21 protein-coding genes are annotated in these 18,126 nt (G+C 71.1%); 10 read left to right on the forward strand and 11 right to left on the reverse strand.

Annotation, left to right across the window (positions count from 1 at the left end; genetic code table 11):
* Nucleotides 1–3 precede the first annotated feature (3 nt).
* The 5 genes from OG285_RS05155 to OG285_RS05175 all read left to right on the forward strand — a co-directional run bounded on the left by OG285_RS05155 (nt 4) and on the right by OG285_RS05175 (nt 4,757).
* Nucleotides 4–1,629: a hypothetical protein gene (locus OG285_RS05155; protein WP_371790285.1), complete on the forward strand. Its 1,626-nt coding sequence runs from the start codon at nt 4–6 to the stop codon at nt 1,627–1,629.
* 11 nt (nt 1,630–1,640) lie between these two features.
* Nucleotides 1,641–1,772, forward strand: a complete 132-nt coding sequence (locus tag OG285_RS05160; protein WP_356835158.1) for a hypothetical protein — start codon at nt 1,641–1,643, stop codon at nt 1,770–1,772.
* A 78-nt stretch (nt 1,773–1,850) separates the two neighbouring features.
* Nucleotides 1,851–2,513, forward strand: coding sequence for a tellurium resistance protein (locus tag OG285_RS05165; protein ID WP_371793454.1), 663 nt, complete (start codon nt 1,851–1,853; stop codon nt 2,511–2,513).
* Nucleotides 2,510–3,403, forward strand: a complete 894-nt coding sequence (locus OG285_RS05170) for a protein phosphatase 2C domain-containing protein (protein ID WP_371790286.1) — start codon at nt 2,510–2,512, stop codon at nt 3,401–3,403. The genes OG285_RS05165 and OG285_RS05170 overlap by 4 nt, the downstream gene beginning before the upstream one ends.
* A gap of 10 nt (nt 3,404–3,413) precedes the next feature.
* On the forward strand, nt 3,414–4,757 hold the full coding sequence (locus OG285_RS05175) for a protein kinase (RefSeq protein WP_371790287.1): 1,344 nt from the start codon (nt 3,414–3,416) through the stop codon (nt 4,755–4,757).
* A gap of 66 nt (nt 4,758–4,823) precedes the next feature.
* Here the strand turns inward: OG285_RS05175 and OG285_RS05180 are convergent, their stop codons facing one another.
* The 6 genes from OG285_RS05180 to OG285_RS05205 all read right to left on the reverse strand — a co-directional run bounded on the left by OG285_RS05180 (nt 4,824) and on the right by OG285_RS05205 (nt 10,163).
* On the reverse strand, nt 4,824–5,153 hold the full coding sequence (locus OG285_RS05180; RefSeq protein ID WP_371790288.1) for a hypothetical protein: 330 nt from the start codon (nt 5,151–5,153) through the stop codon (nt 4,824–4,826).
* 41 nt (nt 5,154–5,194) lie between these two features.
* Nucleotides 5,195–6,664: a hypothetical protein gene (locus OG285_RS05185; RefSeq protein WP_371793455.1), complete on the reverse strand. Its 1,470-nt coding sequence runs from the start codon at nt 6,662–6,664 to the stop codon at nt 5,195–5,197.
* 255 nt (nt 6,665–6,919) lie between these two features.
* Nucleotides 6,920–7,327, reverse strand: a complete 408-nt coding sequence (gene msrB, locus OG285_RS05190; RefSeq protein WP_356835166.1) for a peptide-methionine (R)-S-oxide reductase MsrB — start codon at nt 7,325–7,327, stop codon at nt 6,920–6,922.
* Between the two features lie 9 nt (nt 7,328–7,336).
* Nucleotides 7,337–8,731, reverse strand: coding sequence for a UDP-N-acetylmuramate--L-alanine ligase (gene murC, locus OG285_RS05195; RefSeq protein WP_356835169.1), 1,395 nt, complete (start codon nt 8,729–8,731; stop codon nt 7,337–7,339).
* A gap of 47 nt (nt 8,732–8,778) precedes the next feature.
* Nucleotides 8,779–9,249 (reverse strand): indole-3-glycerol phosphate synthase, encoded by a 471-nt coding sequence (locus OG285_RS05200; protein WP_356835171.1) that lies wholly within the window; start codon nt 9,247–9,249, stop codon nt 8,779–8,781.
* A 104-nt stretch (nt 9,250–9,353) separates the two neighbouring features.
* A complete protein-coding gene (locus OG285_RS05205; RefSeq protein WP_356835173.1) occupies nt 9,354–10,163 on the reverse strand; it encodes a pyrimidine reductase family protein in 810 nt (269 codons plus the stop codon).
* Nucleotides 10,164–10,244: 81 nt separating this feature from the next.
* On the opposite strand from OG285_RS05205, the gene zapE reads away from it, so the two are divergent.
* Together zapE and OG285_RS05215 are read left to right on the forward strand one after the other, a co-directional pair.
* On the forward strand, nt 10,245–11,303 hold the full coding sequence (gene zapE / locus OG285_RS05210; protein WP_371793456.1) for a cell division protein ZapE: 1,059 nt from the start codon (nt 10,245–10,247) through the stop codon (nt 11,301–11,303).
* A gap of 31 nt (nt 11,304–11,334) precedes the next feature.
* Nucleotides 11,335–11,760 carry an OsmC family protein gene (locus OG285_RS05215; protein WP_356835177.1) on the forward strand — a complete coding sequence of 142 codons (426 nt, stop codon included), beginning with the start codon at nt 11,335–11,337 and terminating at the stop codon, nt 11,758–11,760.
* Between the two features lie 65 nt (nt 11,761–11,825).
* Here the strand turns inward: OG285_RS05215 and OG285_RS05220 are convergent, their stop codons facing one another.
* Entirely contained in the window at nt 11,826–12,014 is a 189-nt protein-coding gene (locus OG285_RS05220) for a hypothetical protein (protein WP_371790289.1), read from the reverse strand.
* Between the two features lie 100 nt (nt 12,015–12,114).
* A complete protein-coding gene (locus tag OG285_RS05225) occupies nt 12,115–12,792 on the reverse strand; it encodes an AIM24 family protein (protein WP_371790290.1) in 678 nt (225 codons plus the stop codon).
* Nucleotides 12,793–12,905: 113 nt separating this feature from the next.
* Between OG285_RS05225 and OG285_RS05230 the strand changes: the two genes are divergently transcribed.
* Entirely contained in the window at nt 12,906–13,634 is a 729-nt protein-coding gene (locus OG285_RS05230; protein WP_371790291.1) for a peptidyl-tRNA hydrolase, read from the forward strand.
* 80 nt (nt 13,635–13,714) lie between these two features.
* On the opposite strand, the gene OG285_RS05235 is transcribed toward OG285_RS05230, so the two are convergent.
* Both OG285_RS05235 and OG285_RS05240 read right to left on the reverse strand, forming a co-directional pair.
* The gene (locus OG285_RS05235; protein WP_356835185.1) at nt 13,715–14,080 is read right to left on the reverse strand and encodes a darcynin family protein; all 366 of its coding nucleotides are present in this window, start codon (nt 14,078–14,080) and stop codon (nt 13,715–13,717) included.
* A 106-nt stretch (nt 14,081–14,186) separates the two neighbouring features.
* Nucleotides 14,187–15,080: an NAD(P)H-binding protein gene (locus tag OG285_RS05240; protein ID WP_356835187.1), complete on the reverse strand. Its 894-nt coding sequence runs from the start codon at nt 15,078–15,080 to the stop codon at nt 14,187–14,189.
* A gap of 112 nt (nt 15,081–15,192) precedes the next feature.
* On the opposite strand from OG285_RS05240, the gene OG285_RS05245 reads away from it, so the two are divergent.
* A complete protein-coding gene (locus OG285_RS05245; RefSeq protein WP_371790292.1) occupies nt 15,193–16,143 on the forward strand; it encodes a LysR family transcriptional regulator in 951 nt (316 codons plus the stop codon).
* 120 nt (nt 16,144–16,263) lie between these two features.
* Here the strand turns inward: OG285_RS05245 and OG285_RS05250 are convergent, their stop codons facing one another.
* A complete protein-coding gene (locus OG285_RS05250; protein WP_356835191.1) occupies nt 16,264–16,470 on the reverse strand; it encodes a hypothetical protein in 207 nt (68 codons plus the stop codon).
* Between the two features lie 179 nt (nt 16,471–16,649).
* Here OG285_RS05250 and OG285_RS05255 point away from each other — a divergent pair, with 179 nt between their 5' ends.
* Nucleotides 16,650–18,053: a DUF692 domain-containing protein gene (locus OG285_RS05255; protein WP_371790293.1), complete on the forward strand. Its 1,404-nt coding sequence runs from the start codon at nt 16,650–16,652 to the stop codon at nt 18,051–18,053.
* Nucleotides 18,054–18,126 lie beyond the last annotated feature (73 nt).

Here is an 18,126-nt window from a genome sequence, read left to right on the forward strand (position 1 = left end):
CTGGTGAACGTGGCCCTGTGGGGCACCGTCGCGGTGGCCGTCCCCCTCTGTCTCGGATACACGCTCTGGATGTTCCTGGGGCTCTCCCTGATGACCGCGGGGAACATGCTGGGCCCCCGGCGGGCCGGGGCGCCCGATCCGCGTACCCCGGGCGTCGGTACGGGCGAGCCCGCGCACCGCGCCTACTGGTCGGGCCAGATGTGGCGGGACGCGCGGGACGCGGCGCGCGGCGGGCTGTTCTCGATCCGGGACCGGCTGACCACCGAGTGGCTGAGCCGATCGGCCGGGCGGCTCCTGCGGGGACGGCGGCCCGGCACCGGGATCCGCGGTGTGAACAGGTTCACCCGCACGGTGTTGCGGGCCATGGCACCGGGAACGGCCGCCGGGGCGGTCCTGGGCGCACTGCTCGCGGCGCTGTTCACCTCACTGGTCCTGCTGGTCTTCGGGGCGCTGCTCGGCCTGACATGGCTGTCCGCCCTGACGGGTGCGGGGCTCCTGCGCGCTGCGGAACGGCTCTGGAGGCTCGCCAGGGGCATCCGGATGAAGTGCCCGCATCCCGGCTGCTACCTGCCGTTCCGGCTGGCCGTCCACCTCTGCCCGGACTGCGGCGCCGCCCACCGCGAACTGGAACCCGGCCGGTACGGAGTGCTGTGGCACATCTGCGGCTGCGGGCGACGGCTGGCCACCAGCACACTCGGCGGCCGGGGCGGCTTCGCCGCGGGCTGTCCGTACTGCGCACAGCGGCTGCCCGAAGCGGTCGGCGGTCTGCGTGTCGTGCACCTGCCGCTGATCGGCGGATCGTCCTCCGGAAAGACCATGCTGATGGCCGCGATGGTCGCCGGACTGCAGTCCTGGTCACGGCGCAGCGGGCTGAAGGTCGAGTACGCCTCCTTGACCGACCGCCAGGACGCCGGGGCACTCAGCCGGCAGGTGGACAGCACCGGTTGGGCACGCAAGACACAGGGTGGCCAGCCCAGGGCTCTCATGCTGCGCGTCGGGTACGGCAGACGGTGGCGCCTGCTGTATCTGTACGACCCGATGGGCGAATCCCTGCGGGACGCCGGCGTGGTCAGGGAGCAGCAGTACCTGGCCCATGCCGACGGTGTGATCCTGGTGGCCGACGTCCTCGCGGAACCTCACGTCCGGCGCTCGCTGCACGGCGAGGACGCCGGTCGGGCGGCCGCCGCCCGTCCCGCCGACCAGGGCCCCATGGACACCTACCAGCGGATCACCGGTGAACTCGCGGCGCTCACCGGGCACCGACGGCGGATCCCGGTCGCCACGGTGGTCACCAAACGGGATGTGCTGGACAGGACCGCTTCTCTGCCCGTGCCGGGAAGCAGGATCGACAGCTGGCTGGAGAGCATCGGCCTGGGCGCACTGGTCCGTGGAGTGCGCCACGACTTCGGGGCAGCCCGCTACTGGGCGGTGAGCGCACACGAGGCCACCGGTGCGGGCGCGCTCGACGGTGAGCAGCGGCGGGCCGCGGAGCCGGTGCTGTGGTTGCTGGCCCGGTCGGGACTCCGCGTCGGGGCGCTCGTCGCCGAAGAGCCCCCGGTGGATCTTCCCGGACCGCGTGCCGGAGCCGCGACCGGGACTGAGACCGGGACTGAGCGGGTGAAGGGGTGACCGGAGGCAGCATGGGAGTCGTCACACCACATGTGGCCAGGGGGCGGCGGCTCGCGCTGGCCCTGTTCATCACCGCGACGGTCGTCCCGGTCGCCCTGCTCTCGCTGCTCGCCCGGTACCTCATCACAGGGTTGGGCGGTTGACGCACTTCTGCGGCACCTCCGGCAGAAACGACGAAATCGAAGGAAGGACCCGAAGTGAGTGACATCCCCGGCGGACCGATGGCAAACCGGCCGGTCCACTTCATCTGGCTGCTGGACTGCTCGTACTCCATGCTGGGTGAGAAGATCGGCCAGCTCAACTACGCGATCCGGGAGGCGGTCCCGGAGATGCGTGCCGTCGCGGACGACAATCCGGCGGCCCAGCTTCTGCTGCGTACGCTCACGTTCTCCACCACCGCTCAGTGGCACCACAAGGACCCGGTACCGGTCGACGACTTCGTCTGGCAGGACGTACAGGTGGACGGGACAACCAATCTGGGTGAGGCACTGCACGTGGTGGCAGCGGAGCTCCGTACCCCGCCCATGCCGCAGCGTGCGCTCAAACCGGTGCTGGCACTGGTCTCGGACGGGGTGCCCACCGACGACTGGAAGGCGGGGCTGAAGGCGATCGACGAAACGCCGTGGGGCAGGAAGGCGGTACGGGTGGCCATCGCCATCGGAACGGACGCCGACCGGAGCGTGCTGCAGGAGTTCCTCGGCAATCCGGAGCTCCAGCCGCTGGACGCCAACAGCCCCAAGCAGCTTGCCGCGGCGATCCGTTGGGCCTCGACCGCTGCGGTCAAGGCCGCTTCGCAACCTGTCGCGGGCTCTGCGACCACCAAGGTGACGCAGCCGCCCTATGCTCCGCCGGTGCTGGACGACGACGATGACGACGTGTGGTGAGCGAGCCACAGGTGCACGAAGCGGCGGTGCACGAGCCGCCCGTACCGGACTGGACCACGCTCACCGGCACCGTCCAGGGCGTGAACAAACCGCGCAACCAGGACTTCCACCACGCCGAAGGACGCGGCACGGCGAAGGAGCCGCTGATCCTCGCGGTCGCCGACGGCCACGGCTCGGCCGCACACGCGCGGAGCAGCCTCGGTGCGCGGTTCGCGGTGGACACGTTCACCCGTCAGGCGGAGCAGTTCGGCGAACTCGCCGCCGGCGCGGGCACGGACGGGCCGCCGAGTCTGGCCTGGCTGCTGAACCACGCCCAGTACTCCTTCCCCCGCCGGCTCGTCAGCGCCTGGCGGAAGGAGGCGCTCGGCAACTGGGAGCGCCTCCAGGAGTCGGAGCAGCGGGCCGACCCGGCAGCCACCGATGAGCAGAAGCTCGTGCTGTACGGCACCACGCTCATCGGCGCCGTCCTCACTCCGCAGCTGTTCGCCGCCTGGCAGCTCGGTGACGGCGACCTGACTCTGGTGGGTGACGACGGCCGGGTGGAATCACCGCTGGCCCCGGTCGAGGCGGAACTGGGCGACGAGACGGAGTCGTTGTGCAGCCGCGACGCCTGGCGTCTGGTGCGGATGCACTGGGCCCCGGTCACCGATCCGTCGCGCCTGCCCCGGCTCGTCGCCCTCTCCACGGACGGCCTGTCCAAGAGCTTCGCATCGGACCGGGGCTTCACCGAGTTCATGACCGGCCTGGGCGAGCGGCTGTCCGCGGAGGGCACCGCCCGCGTACGGGAGGTGCTGCCCGAATGGCTGGCGAAGGCAGCACAGTTCTCCGGCGACGACACCACGCTGGTCGCGGCCCGGCGGTGCCTGCCGCCCCTCGAAGAAGACGGATAACGGAGAGACCATGACGGGAATGCTCGACAACGGCACCCTCCTCACCTCGGACGACGGGGAGGAGGTGGAGGTCACCGGCATGCTCGGGGCCGGCGGGCAGGGCGAGGTGTACCGGGTGCGGACACACGGCGGCGACAAGGCGCTCAAGTGGTACTACCCGGCGTGCGCCACCCCCGCACAGCAGGACATCGTGCGACAGCTGGTGGCCCGTGACCTCCACGACGACCGCTTTCTCTGGCCCACGGCGTACGTCGAGGGTGTGAACGGCGCGTTCGGCTATCTCATGGACGTCCGCCCCGACCGTTTCAAGGGCCTGCCCATGCTGTTCAAGAGGCAGCTGAGCACCACACCGCGCGCGCTGCTGACCGCCTGCCTGTACACGGTGGAGGCCTATCAGACGCTGCATTCCCGGGGCATCGCCTACCGGGACATCTCGTGGGGCAACATCTTCTTCGACCCGGTCACCGGGGACGTCCGGGTGTGCGACAACGACAACGCCGTGGTGGAAGGAGACAGCAGCGGCATCTCCGGGACCATGGAATTCATGGCGCCGGAACTGGTACGCGGGGACAGCGGTGCGGCGCCCGGCACCCAGAGCGACCTGCACTCCCTCTCGGTGCTGCTGTTCATGTTCCTGATGAACCATCACCCGATGAAAGGCCGCAAGGAGCTGGCCATCCACTGCCTGGACGAGGCAGCTGAGAAGCGGCTGTACGGCGCGGAGCCGCTGTTCGTCTTCGATCCGCACGACGCCGCCAATGAACCCGACCCCGTCGAGCAGAGTACCGTTCTCGCGACCTGGGCCGTGGCTCCGCCGTCGCTGCGGGATCTGTTCACGAAGAACTTCACGACCGGACTGCGGGATCCGGCGGCCCGGGTACGGGAATCGGAGTGGCGGGATGCTCTGCGGGCCGCACTCGACTCGGTGATCGACTGTGCCCACTGCGGCCGGCAGAACATGACCCAGCCGGCACAGAGCACGGCCGGAGCATGCTGGTCCTGCGGCAGCACGCTGATCCTGCCGCCCCGGCTCGTGCTCACCACTGCCCCGCCGCGCGCGGAGCGGCACATCCGGCTGCACCGTACCTCGCGGGTGCACATCCACCATCTGCTGCCGGAGCCCGGCCGGCACGACTACAGCGATGACACGCTGGTCGCAGAACTGACCGAACACCCGCAGAAACCGGGCAAGTTCGGACTGGCGAACCGTTCGGGCACCCCGTGGACCGGCACCCGCGCGGACGGCACGACCCAGGAGATCGCAGCGGGGCAGACCGTACCGCTCCGCTCAGGACTCGAACTGGACCTCGGTCATGGAACGACCAGGGCCAAGGCCGTCGTACAGGTGAAATGAGCCGGGCGGCGGTTCCGGTCACCGCGGGCAGGGCCGCGGTGACCGGACACCGCGGCCCTGGCCGGCTCACAGTCCGACGACGCGGCCCAGCTCCCTTACGAGCTGCAGTCCCCCGCTGCCCGTGGCCAGCCCGAGCGAGATGGTCTCCAGGGCCTGCCGGATCCGCCCCTGATCCGTGGGGAGCTGCCCCTGACCGGCCCGCGCCAGCTCGCCGCGCACCGCCTCGGCTTCCGCGGCAAGCGCGGGGCGGCCTTCGGTACGAAGCTGCTGTACGAGTTCGCCCGCGAGCCGCATCGCTTCGGCCGGGCCCACCCCGTGATGGTGGATCTCGATCTTCCCGCCGTCACCGAAGTTGCTGGGCCCGGAGACCCCGCCGTGGAAATTGAACGTGCTCATCCATACTCCTGATCATCGAATGCGCCGGTACTTCCGGCGGGTCAGGGCTGTCCGGCGCCGTGCCCGGCGGCTCCGGACGGCTGTGCCCCCGGTCCGTACGACGCGATCCGGCCGTTGTCGCCGAAGTTGCTGGGGCCGTTCACGTCCCCGGAGAAGTTGTACGTCTGGGTGTTGATGACCTGCTGCGCCCGGTCGAACGAGCTGGTGTCGACGTGGTGGTCCTTCAGGAACCGCTCCGTGGCGATCAGTACGCCCTGCTGGAGCCGGTACAGGAAGTCCTGGGAGTCCGTACGGTCCGAGTGACCCAACTCCCTTGTGGACGAGACGCGTTCGCGCAGGCTGTCGACCGCCCCGTAGTCGTATGCCGCGTGGCGCTTGCTGATGTCCTTCCGCCACTTCTCCAACGCCCGTGCCTTGCGGTTCGCATCGGAGCCCCGGCGATGGTTCCGGCGCGGCGCGCCGCGCAGCGCGGGCCAGGTCTGTACCGTCGCCAGCCGGACCAGGCTCCACCACCGCTCGAAACCGTCGGGCGGCAGACGATCGACACGGTGGAAGGTCCTGCTGACCGGAGGGATTCCGTAGGCGGCGACTTCCCAGGAGAGGCTGGGGTGTTGCAGCCGGGCCCGCAGATGCATCGACACGATCACCCGTCCGCCGTCGCCGACCCGCTCCAGGCTGAGATAGGTGCGCGTCCCCGCACCGGGCTGCATCAGTCCGGCCTGCACCAGTCGACTGGGGATCTGCGCGCAGGGGCGGCCCAGCGGATCGGGCAGCAAATCCGGCCCGACGAGGGGAACATGGGTACCCAGCACATAGAGCCTGTTCCGCGCCCGCAACCCTTCGAGCCCGGCGATCTTCGCCATCTCCTTGGCCACATAGGTGTGCAGGTCGACGGCGTCGAAGGGTGTGATGGTCAGGCTGCCACCACCGGGGGCGTCAGCAGGGCGGCTGATGTCCATGGGCTGCCAGACGACCTCCTTGATCTTCGTCCCGCTGCCGACGAACGGACTGGTGCGCTCGGCTCCCGCCGCGTACGGCACCACGTTGGCGCGCTTCATCTCCAGCAGCCGCCCCTCCACCTCCGGGGACACGGCCGGCGCCAGATCCTCGGGCCTGGCGCCGGTCCAGAAAACGGCGAGCGCGACGGCGCGGGCCTCGCTCTCCGCCCGGTGAACGCACCACCACGCGGTCCCGAGAACGGCAAGGATCGCGCAGCCACCTGCCGCAGCGAGCCCGGAAAGCCCGTCGACGATCCCGCAGAGCAACATGATCACCGCCGCCACGAGCGCGCCGAAGAGCCAACTGAGCCGGCGGTCCCGCACGTCGGAACGTCCGACCGCCGCAGTGGCATGCCGTACCAGGGCCACCAGATTGACGCCGAGAGTCAGCCCGGTCGCGGTCATCCCGTCGGCGGTGAACTCCTCATGGACCTGCCGGGCGAATCCCTCGTCCAGATGAGCCGACGCACACAGCCGACGTGTCACCGCGTCCGTCCGGTACTTCGGCAACACAGGCAACTGCCGGTTCCCCATATGTCCTCCCCCGGCGCCCGGGGGCCGTCCGGTCCGTGCCCCGTCCGCACGCCGGATGGATGGTACGACACATCAGGGGCCCGGCCGCGCTCCTCCGGGCCGCCCGGCACCACACCGGCCTGCCACGCCAAGGTCCGGCGCGGCAGGCCGGGTTCGGGCCCGGACGGTCCGTTCCGTCACCCGTTCAGTGCGCCCCGGTCATGACCGGGCGTCCGCTCGAAGCCCCCGGCACACTCAGCCCGCGTCCGGCGTCAGCCGCAGCGAGATGGAGTTGATGCAGTACCGCTGGTCGGTCGGGGTCGGATAGCCCTCACCCTCGAAGACGTGCCCGAGGTGCGAGCCGCACTTCGCGCACCGCACCTCGATCCGGCGCATCCCGTGCGAGCGGTCCTCGATCAGTTCGACCGCGTCCGTGTCCTTCGGGTCGTAGAACGACGGCCAGCCGCAGTGCGATTCGAACTTGGTGTCCGAGCGGAACAGCTCGGCGTCGCAGGCCCGGCACGAGTAGACACCGGTCGTCTTCGTGTCCGTGTACTCACCCACGAAAGCGGGCTCGGTGCCGGCCTTGCGCAGCACGGCGTACTCCGCGTCGGACAGCTCCGCCCGCCACTGCTCGTCCGGCTTCTCGATGTCGTACGGCATGGGGCTCCCTCAGCTCGACAGGTGGTCCAGGATCCGCGGGCCGAGGTCGGTGACGTCGCCCGCTCCCATGGTGAGAACGAGATCACCGGGCTTCGCCATTCCCGCGACGGTCCCGGGGACCTGGTCCTTGTCATGGACGGCCGTGACGTCGGCGCCCGCCGCGCGGGCGGCGTCGATGATCAGCTCGCTGGTGATGCCCGGGATCGGGTCCTCGCGGGCCGGGTAGATGTCCAGGACCACCGAGGCGTCCGCGAGACGCAGCGCCTGGCCCATCTCGATCCCCAGCTCCTGGGTACGGGAGAACAGGTGGGGCTGGAAGACCACCAGGATCCGCGCGTCACCGACCGCGCCGCGCATGGCTTCGAGGTCGGCGGTCATCTCGGTGGGGTGGTGGGCGTACGAGTCGACGACCTGGACCCCCGCGGCCTCGCCCTTGAGCTGGAGGCGGCGCTTGACCCCGGTGTACTTGCCGAGCGCGGACGCCAGATTGTGCGCCGGGATACCGAGGGCGACACCGGCCGCCAGAGCGGCGACCGCGTTGTGGGCGTAGTGGGTGCCGGGGACGGAGACCGTGAAGGTCAGGAACTTCCCGTTGAGCAGGACCGTGACCTCGCTGGTCAGACCGCGCGGGGTGACCTTGTGGACGCGGACGTCGGCCGTGTCGGACGCGCCGTAGGTGACGACCTTCAGCGTGGAGAGGTCGCGGACCCGGGCGGTCAGTTCGACCGCACCCGGCTGGTCGGCGTTGATCACCAGGGTGCCGCCGGGGACGATCTTGCCGACGAAGGTCTCGAAGGAGTCGTAGATCTCGTCCATCGAGGCGTAGTTGGCGTGATGGTCCAGCTCGACGTTGAGGACGACGGCGACCTCGGGGTCGTACTTCTGGAAGCTGCGGTCGCTCTCGTCGGCCTCCGCGACGAAGATGTCGCCCGCGCCGTGCCGGGCGTTCGTGCCGGGGCCCGCGAGATCACCGCCGATCGCGTACGCCGGGTCGAGGGCGAGCTCGGTCAGGGCCACGGCCAGCATCGAGGTGGTCGTCGTCTTGCCGTGGGTGCCGGCCACCGCGATCGAGCGCAGCCCCCGCATCAGCGAGGCGAGCGCGTCCGAGCGGTGCACCACCGGGATGGACAGCTCCGCGGCGCGGACCAGCTCCGGGTTGTCCTCGCGGATGGCGCTGGAGACGACGACGCAGGTGGCGTCGGACGCCAGATGCCCGGCCGCATGCCCCACGTGCACCGTCACACCCAGCCCGCGCAGCGCCTCGGCGGCCGGCGAGTCCCGGGCGTCGCTGCCCGCCACCCGGGCGCCGCGCTGGGCGAGGATCTTGGCGATGCCCGACATCCCGGCGCCGCCGATGCCGATGAAGTGCGGTCGGTCCATGGCGGTCGGGCTACCGGGTGCCATACGGGTGTCTCCCCAAGCTGTACGTCTGCGTAATGGAAGGCCCCAGCCTATTCGCTGTGCGCGAAGAGCTTGAGCACCGGTACGCCGACCTTGTGGCGGGCCCGCGACGCCCAGTCCCGGTGGAAGAACTCCTCCACGTAGTGCGGCGCGGTCAGCACGATCACCTCATCGGCGGAGTGCTCCCCGACCACGGTCTGCAGCACGTCGAGGGGTTGCTCCTCGACGACCCGGCCGACCGCCGTGCAGCCGGTGGCCCGCAGCGCCTCCAGCGACTGCAGGAGCGCGGACTCCGCCGGGACCCTCGCTTCCTGCCCCTCGGGCACCTGGTTCTCGTGGCCCGCCTCGTCCAGTTCACCCAGGGCGACGTCGTCGATCGCCCGGAGCAGGAAGTCCGCCTGGTCGCCGCGGGGCTGCATGAGCACGACGAAGGAGACGGGCTCGTCCCCGTGCAGCGTGGTCACGAACTCCACGTCCTCGGACGTCAGAGGTTTCTCGATCATCAATACGCTCGTGAACAACTGAGGGCCCTTCTGCTGAAACCATCCTTCCCCGTGCCCGCACGGGGTCTGCGATCTAAGTCTGCCCAATGAACGGAAAGCGGAACGGAAGATTCCGCAGATTGTCAGATCCGAAGGTATCGGGCAAAAAGGAACCCGGCCTCTTCCAGCAGCGCGGCCAGCGCGAACCGGTCGGGGACCGCGAGCCCCGGACCGCCCACGATCCGCTGGGCGTCACCCGATGTGAGCATCGGCGAGAGCGTCAGGCACAGCTCGTCCAGCACCCCCGCCGACACGAACTGACCGAGCATCCGCGGCCCGCCCTCGGTCAGCAGCCGCCGGAAACCGAGACCGGCCAGCTCCCGCACGGCCCTGGCGGGGTCGACCGCACGCGAGTCCCCCGCGATCACGACCCGCGCACCCGCCTGCCGCGCCGCTTCCAGCCGGTCCGGCGGAGCCCCGGCGCCGGTGACCACCAGAGTCGGTACGAGAGGAGCGGCGAACAGCGGAAGGGAGAAGTCCAGATCCAGACTCGCGCTGACCACCGCGATGGCGGGCGCGGGACCCTGCCCGGCCGCCTCGCGCCGCTCGGCGAAGGCGGCCCGCGCCCGCGCCGGCCGGTACCCCTCCAGGCGTACCGTTTCCGCACCGACCACCACCACATCGGCGAGAGCGCGCAGCGTGCCGAAGATCCGCATGTCCGTCTCGGTCGAGATCGGCTGCGAGCGTCCGTCGTGCTGGGCCGCGCCGTCGATCGAGGAGACCATGTTGGCGCGCAGCCACGCCCGGCCCGGCCGGGCGTCGGCGTCGGCGTCGGCGGGATACGCGTAGGCCTCGGCGAGCTCGTCCAGGCTCCACTCGCGGGCGGCCCCGCCGGGCCGCTCCGTTCCGGGAGCAGCAGCTGTCTGGTCGGTCACAGGGAGCAGGCGTCGCATGTCAGGCAGTGTGGCACGGCGCTCACGGCCTCCACCGCCTGTCGCGGTGCAGGCCGTTACCCTGGGGACGTGTCGTCGCCCATAGCTGAAGTGGTCCCCCAGTCCCTGTGCGCCCGCGAGCCACGCGTCCCCGCCGACCGCCTGGTCGCCGAGATGGTGCCGCCGCCGCGCTTCGACTCGGTCCGCTTCGATACGTACGTACCGGACCCGAATCAGCCGAGCCAGAGCGAGGCGGTGACCGTACTCAGCGCCTTCGCGGCGGGACTCGGCGGGGCGACGGCCAGCGGCTCCGGCCGCAAGCGCTGGTTCGGCGGCCGCAGGCCCGCCGCGCCCACCGGGCCGCGCGGTGTCTACCTCGACGGCGGTTACGGCGTCGGCAAGACACATCTGCTCGCCTCCCTCTGGCACGCGACGCCCGCCCCGGTGGAGCACAAGGCCTTCGGCACCTTCGTCGAACTGACCAACCTGGTCGGCGCGCTGGGCTTCCAGCAGACCGTCCAGACGCTGAGCGGCCACCGGCTGCTGTGCATCGACGAGTTCGAACTGGACGACCCGGGCGACACCGTCCTCGTCTCCTCCCTGCTCAGCAGGCTGGTCGAGGCGGGCGTCGCGCTCGCCGCCACCTCCAACACACTGCCCGGCAAGCTCGGCGAGGGCCGGTTCGCGGCCGCCGACTTCCTGCGGGAGATCCAGGGGCTCTCGGCCCACTTCAGGCCGCTGCGGATCGACGGCGACGACTACCGCCACCGGGGCCTGCCCGAGGCCCCGGCACCGTACGACGACGAGCAGGTCACCAAGGCGGCGTACGCGACCGCCGGGGCCTCGCTCGACCCCTTCCCGGCCCTGCTCGACCATGTCGCCCGGATCCACCCCAGCCGCTACGGCGCGCTGACCGAGGGCGTCGCCGCGGTCTGCCTCACCGGTGTGCGGCCGGTGGACGACCAGTCGACGGCGCTGCGCCTGGTCGTGCTCGCCGACCGGCTCTACGACCGGGAGGTCCCGGTCCTCGCCTCCGGTCTCCCCTTCGACCGGCTGTTCAGTGACGAGATGCTGAACGGCGGATACCGGAAGAAGTACTTCCGGGCGATCTCCCGGCTGACGGCGCTGGCGCGCGACGCGAAGCCGCTGGTGGGCCAGTAGGTTGGAAATCCGCCACCAGAAGGGATTCACCATGGCCACCACGCGTGTCGCTCATACGGTCTGGGAGGGCGAGCTCTTCAAGGGCTCGGGCACGGTCACCTTCGACACCTCGGGAATCGGCGACTACCCGGTCACCTGGGCCTCCCGCGCCGAGACGGCGAACGGCAGGACCAGCCCGGAGGAGCTCATCGCGGCCGCCCACTCCAGCTGCTTCTCGATGGCCCTCTCGAACGGCCTGACCGGCGCGGGCAACCCGCCCACCCGGCTGACCACCCAGGCGGAGGTCACCTTCCAGCCGGGTGAGGGCATCACCGGTATCCACCTCACCGTGGAGGGCGAGGTTCCCGGCCTCGACGCGGACGGCTTCACCGCGGCGGCCGAGGACGCCAAGGCCAACTGCCCGGTCAGCCAGGCACTCACGGGTACGAAGATCACGCTCACCGCCAAGCTGGGCTGAGCAGCACGCCTCGCCGGCCGGGAGCACCCCGGCCGGCCGGCCGCTCTCAGTGGCGCCTCGTACTCTCAGCCGGAGCAGGCTGTCCGGCCCGCCTCCTGCCATTCGCAGACGGGGCAGAGCGTCGCACCGCGCGTCGACTCCGGGTACTCGGTCGGTTTGCGGCACAGCACGCACTCGGCGTACGGAGGGCCGCCCGGCACGGCTTCGGTCGCCGACGCGGGTGCCGCCGGTGTCGCGCAGTAGGACTCGTCCATGCGTACGAGCCTACTCAGCAACGCTCCTTCTCAGCACCCCTCCCCGTCAGCCCCGCCCCTGTCCGGCACCACTCCGGCTCAGCGGCGATCGGGCTCGTCCTCAGTGCTGCTGCGGCTTCTCGGGCTTGGCCTCGCTGGGTCGTACGATCACGAATCCCTCGCCCTGAAGCATGAGCTGGACGGCCTCGCCCGAGCCGCCGCGGATCATGGAGCCGATCGACTGCGAGCGGTGCAGCGAGGTCTGCAGATGGGCGGACCAGCCGACGACCGCGTCGGTGTCCACGTAGACCGGCTGCTGCGGGGTGACCGGGATGACGATGGGGTTGCCCTCGCAGATCAGCCCGAGCTTGCCGGACCCGGTGAAGAGGCTGTTGAACAGCCCGCCGCCCGCGATGCCCGAGCCCTTCACCGTCTTGATCTCGTACGAGAGGGTGGAGTCGAAGCACAGGACGTTGCGGCCGTTGATGGTGAGCGCGTCGCCCTGCTCGACGTCGACGATGAAGCAGTTCGCCGCCTCGTGCGCGAACCAGGCCTCGCCCTGACCGGTGACGGACATCAGCGGCAGCCCTTCGCCGGTGACGGCCCGCTTGAGCATCCCGCCTATGCCCTGGCCCTTGCGCTCGAACTGGAGACTCCCCCGGTAAGCGATCATCGCGCCCTGCCGCGCGAGCATGTCACCGTTGACGGCGTACTTGATCGACTTGGCGTTCTGCAGGGTCATGCCGGGGGCCGTCGCCTGCTGCGCCATGTGCTCGGTCTGGAAAAGATCGCTCTTCATGGGAGCATCCTCACCCGGAAGATTCCCCTCCGCCAAGAATCCGCCGGGCACCGCCGGGAATTCCGGGGATTCCGCGGAGAATCCGTCCCGGACGGGCTGGCAGACTGGGGCGGGTGAGCAGCAACGACAGCCCTTTCCGCGCGGAGCCGACGGCACGCGACGAGGCCCCTCAGTTCGTCCTTCCGCTGGTGGTCCACATCGAGAAGGCCGATCCCCCGGCCCGGACGGACGCGCTGGAGACGGCGGCGCGTGCGGTGCTCGTGATGCTTTCGGACGAACGGTCGCTGGGTGACGGCGAGTGGGCGCAGGCGATGACGGACTGGCAGGACGCCCGGATCCGCAAGGTCGTACGGCGGGCCCGCGGCGCCGAGTGGCGCAAGGCGTCGCAGCTGCCCGGCACGACGGTGACCGGGATGGCGGCCGAGGTGCGGGTCTATCCGCCGGTGCCGCTGGACGGCTGGCCCAAGGAGCTGGCGAAGCTCCAGGTCAGCGGCACCGATCTGGAGGACGCCGGACCGCTGCCCGCGCCGGACCCCGGCGCGCCGGTCATCTGGCTCAACCCCGGACTGGACATGTCGGCGGGCAAGTCGATGGCCCAGACCGGCCATGGCGCACAGCTCGCCTGGTGGGAGCTGTCGGCCTCCGAGCGGATCGCGTGGAAGGCCGCGCGGTTCCCGCTGTCGGTACGGACGGCGGATCCCGGGCAGTGGAAGGAGCTGACCGCGAGCGGGCTGCCTGCCGTGCTCGACGCCGGGTTCACCGAGATCGCACCCGGGTCCTGCACCGTGGTGACCGAAGGCGGCAGTCGTTTCTGTCCTCTCCCGCGCGGACGACGGCCGTAGGCCACTGCTTCCGAGCCGCGACGCCGGTGTCCTCCGGTCCAAGGGTCCGGAGGCACCGGTGTCGCGGCTCGTGCCGTATATCAGGTGCTGACGGTCGCGACGGGGTCGATGCCGTAGGTGCGGGCATAGCCGTTCTCGGTGCCGACGAGGAGGTCGACGACCTCGAAGTAGCGGTCCCAGAACGGCGTTTCGCGCAGCGCGTCGATGAGGAGCTGGTAGGCGCCGTGGTCGTCGGCCTCCCAGACCCAGACGTCGGTGACGCGGGTGGAGTAGAACTCCGTGTCGTAGAAACGCGACCGGACGCCGGTGGTCCTGGCCTCGATCGCGGGGACGACCCGGGTGGCGAAAGCGTCCACCCGTTCCTGGGGGGTCATGGCGAGCCACTCGGGGGTGGTCTTGACGAGCAGGAACGCGGTGACCGGGGGCGTGGTTTTCTCAGCGGGCATGACGGGCGGCTCCGAAGTGGCGTACGGCTGTGGCGCGGTGGGCATGTTCGCGGTGCGCATGTTCGCGGTGGGGATGTTCTGTTCCGTGACGGGTGGTGCTGCGGATTCAGGAGAGGACGGCGGGCTTGAGCGTCCGGGCACACCACTCCTCGAAGGTGGTGGGGGACGCGGTGTCCGGGGTCCGGACGGCGCCTGCGTCGAGGCCCTCGTCCTTCGCCCGCTTCATGTCGACGATGCCCTGGGCGAACGCCTGGTTGAGGCCGTAGCCGATGAGGCTGGTGTACAGCTCGCCGAGCGGCCGGCGTTCGTAGTGGACGGGGCGGCCAAGCTGCTCCGTCATGATGCGGGCCAGGTCGTTGGGTGACAGGTCCTGCGGCCCGAGCACCGGGACGCTGTCGCTGCCGGTCCACGTACGTTCCAGGAGCAGGGCGGCGGCAGCCGCCGCGATGTCGGCGACGGCGACGAGGGGAGCCCTGCGGTCCGCGGCGACGGCGTCGGTGAAGACGCCCTTCTCGCGGATCGAGTCGGCCTCCTCCAGGACGTTCTCGAAGAAGGACGGGTTGGCCAGGCCCCGGTAAGCCACACCGGTGCCTGCGATGAGGTCGTCCATGGCGAGGGACGCGCTGACAAGCCCCGCCCGTGCGGCGACCGGCGTGCCCCGGCCGAGCGCGGAGACGCCGACTACATGGCCCACGCCGTGGGCGGTGAGTGCCTTCGCCGCAGGCTGCGTGAAGCCGCAGTAGGCCTCCTCCGGGGTCAGGGAGGCGTCCGGGGGGACGAGCCAGAACACCGCGTCCGCGCCGTCGAAGGCCCGGTCGACCACCTCGGGGTCGCCGTGCGAGCCGGTGATCACTTCGACGCGTTCCCGTACCGCGTCGGGGAGCCGTGCGGGGTCGCGCACGACCACGCGCAACGCCTCGTCGCGGGCGGGAGCGGAATCCAGGAGCAGGGGCAGCAGGTGACGGCCGATGTTCCCGGTGGGAGCAGTGATGACGATCATGAAAACCTCAAGGGTCGTGCCGGATCGGTACGTCCCTCATCCTGCGGAGACCTCAGTGTTGCCACAATGGGAACTTCAGCACGGGGTCATTGCCTGAAATGGAATTACGCCCATGAGCAGCACTCCAGAGCCTGTCATCGACGCCAATCTCGCCGTCGCACTGGACGCTCTGCTGGCCGAGCAGAGCGTCACCCGCGCCGCCGCCCGCCTGCACACGTCCCCCGCGGCGATGAGCCGCACCCTCGCCCGTCTCCGGCGCGTCCTCCAGGACCCCCTCCTGGTCCGGGCCGGCCAGACCATGGTCCCCACTCCTCGCGCGCAGGCCCTGCGCGACGAGGCCGCCGCGGTGGTGCGCAGTCTCGGCGCGCTGCTCGCGCCCGGCACCGGTGTGGACCCCGCCGTCCTGCGCGGCACCTTCACCGTCCAGGCGGCCGACCTGGTCGGCGCGGCGCTGGCGCCCGGGCTGCTGCGGCTGGCCCGTCAGGAGGCGCCGGGGGTTTCGCTGCGGTTCCTGGCCGAGGAACTGGAAGCGGGACAGGCCCTCCGTGACGGCCGGATCGACCTGGAGGTCGGATCCATCGACCACGTCGACCCGGAGACCCGGGTCGAGGAACTGGTGACCCTCCGGATGGCGGCGGCCGTCCGGCCCGGCCACCCCCTCACCGAAGGCGCCGCCCTGACACCGGACCGGCTGGCCGCCGCCGAACACGTCGTGGTGAGCCGCCGCGGCAGGTTCAGCGGCCCCCTGGACACCGCGCTGGCCGAGCGGAACCTCCGCCGTCGGGTCAGTGTCGTCCTCCCCAGCCATATGACCGCGATGGCCCTGGCCGCCCGCAGCGATGTGGTGTGCCTGGTCCCCACCGCGCTGCCCGGGGGCGCACGTTCCCCCCTGACCGACGTCGCCACCACCCTCGGCCTGGTCCTCCTCGACATTCCCCTGCCCCTGCCGCCGCTCACCGTCGGTATCGCGTGGCACCCCCGTCAGGCGGCCGACGGGGGCCACCACTGGCTCCGCGACGCCGTCCGCCGGACTCTTCGCGCTCCCGGGAACCCGGGCACCTGACGTGGGCCCGGTGGCACCGACGCCGTTCCCGGCGGCGGAGGGAGTGCCGTGAAGGCGCCCCTCCTCCGCTGCCAGGGCCTGTGCCGTCGCCAGGACCTCAAGGGCTGTCGCGGGGAAAGCTCACCCGCCGCCGGACTGCAGGTCGGGTGCGTCGGGGTCGGCGGACTTGCGGGGCCGGATCGAGGTGTCCGACTTCGCGTCGCCGGTGCCGGACGGCCGGTCCGAAGGGCCACCGGAAGGGTGCGCCGACCCGGTGTCACGTGACCCCTTCGCGCCCCGCTCGGCCTGCGGTTCTTCCTTGCGCTCCGCGTCTGGTGCACTGGCCATGAGATCCCACTTCCCTGCTCATGTCGTCGCTCTCCATGGTCTCCCCGGCCGCCGACGCCCGCACCTGGGCCCGGGAACCTCAAATAAAGCTCTGAACGTCCCACCGGGTGGATTCACCGCGGCGCCGCGGGGTCATCACCCCCGCACGTGCCGCGGAAGCGGCGACGGAGGGGGACACCATGGAGAAGCTGGGAACCGGGATCGGATGGCGGCCGGAGATCGCCACGGCGGTGGAGGAGCTGCCGGGCATCGACTGGGTCGAGGTGGTCGCGGAGAACCTCTGCCCCGGCCATCTCCCGGACTCCCTGCTGCGGCTGCGTGAGCGCGGCGTGACGGTGGTTCCGCACGGGGTCTCCCTGGGTGTCGGCGGCGCCGAACTCCCGGCCGCCGACCGGCTCGCAGCGCTGGCCGAGCGGGCCCTTCTGCTGGAGTCGCCGCTGATCACGGAGCACATCGCGTTCGTCAGGGCCGGGGGGCCGCTCACCGCGTCCCCCGGTCTGGAGGCCGGCCATCTGCTGCCCGTCCCGCGCACCTGGGACGCGCTGCACGTGCTGTGCGAGAACGTCCGCGTGGCCCAGGACGCCCTGCCCGTCCCGCTCGCCCTGGAGAACATCGCCGCGCTGATCTCCTGGCCGGACGAGGAGCTGACGGAGGGACAGTTCCTGGCGGAACTGGTGGAGCGTACGGGCGTACGGCTGCTGATCGACGTGGCCAACCTCCACACCAACCACGTGAACCGCGGCGAGGACCCCGCCACCGCCCTGGACGAACTCCCGGTGGAGGCCATCGCGTACGTCCACGTCGCGGGCGGCGTCGAGAAGGACGGCGTCTGGCACGACACCCATGCCCACCCGGTGACCGCGCCGGTCCTCGACGTGCTGGCGCAGTTGCGCGACCGGGTGGACCCGCCGGGTGTGCTGCTGGAGCGGGACGACGACTTCCCGCCCGCGGCGGAACTGGCCGGTGAACTGTCCGCGATACGGAAGACCCTGGGCGCCCGGGAGGCAGTGACCGTCCGGGAAGCGGTCACGGCACGAAAGGCCGGGGCCGGGGCCGGGGCCGTACGGAAATCGGTCACGGCACGGGAGAGTGTGACCCCCGGCGGCCGGGAGACACCCGCACAGCGCCCGTCGGCGCCGACCGCGGCACCGGCGCCCGCTTCCACCACCGAGTCCCGGCAGCGGCTGGCCCTCGCGGAGACCGCGCTGCTCTCGGCGCTGGTCGCGGGCACCCCCTCGCCCGAGGGGTTCGACACCCGGCGCCTGAGCGTCCAGAGCCGCGCGCTGGCCGCCAAGCGCGCCGACGTCGTGTCGCAGGTCGCCCCGGAGCTGCCCGCCCTGCTCGGCGCCGAGTACCGGCCGGCGTTCCTGGCGTACGCCAAGTCCCGCCCGATGAGCGGAGGTTACCGGCGCGACGCGCTCGGCTTCGCGGAGCAGCTGCTGCGCGCCGGACAGCCCGCCGATGCCGCGGCCCGGCGCCGGCTCGCTCTCTGGTGGCAGGAGCGGTCGGCCCCGCGCCGGCCGACCAGGGCGGCCAGGTTCGCCCGCGCGGCCCGCACCCGGCTCAGCCGCGCGTACCGGTGACTGCCGGCGCGTCGGTCACCGGTCAGCGGGGTCAATGACACCGACACTGCCGAGCGGTCCTTTACAACATCGA

It is taken from the genome of Streptomyces sp. NBC_01471, assembly GCF_041438865.1.
Taxonomy (GTDB): Bacteria; Actinomycetota; Actinomycetes; order Streptomycetales; family Streptomycetaceae; genus Streptomyces.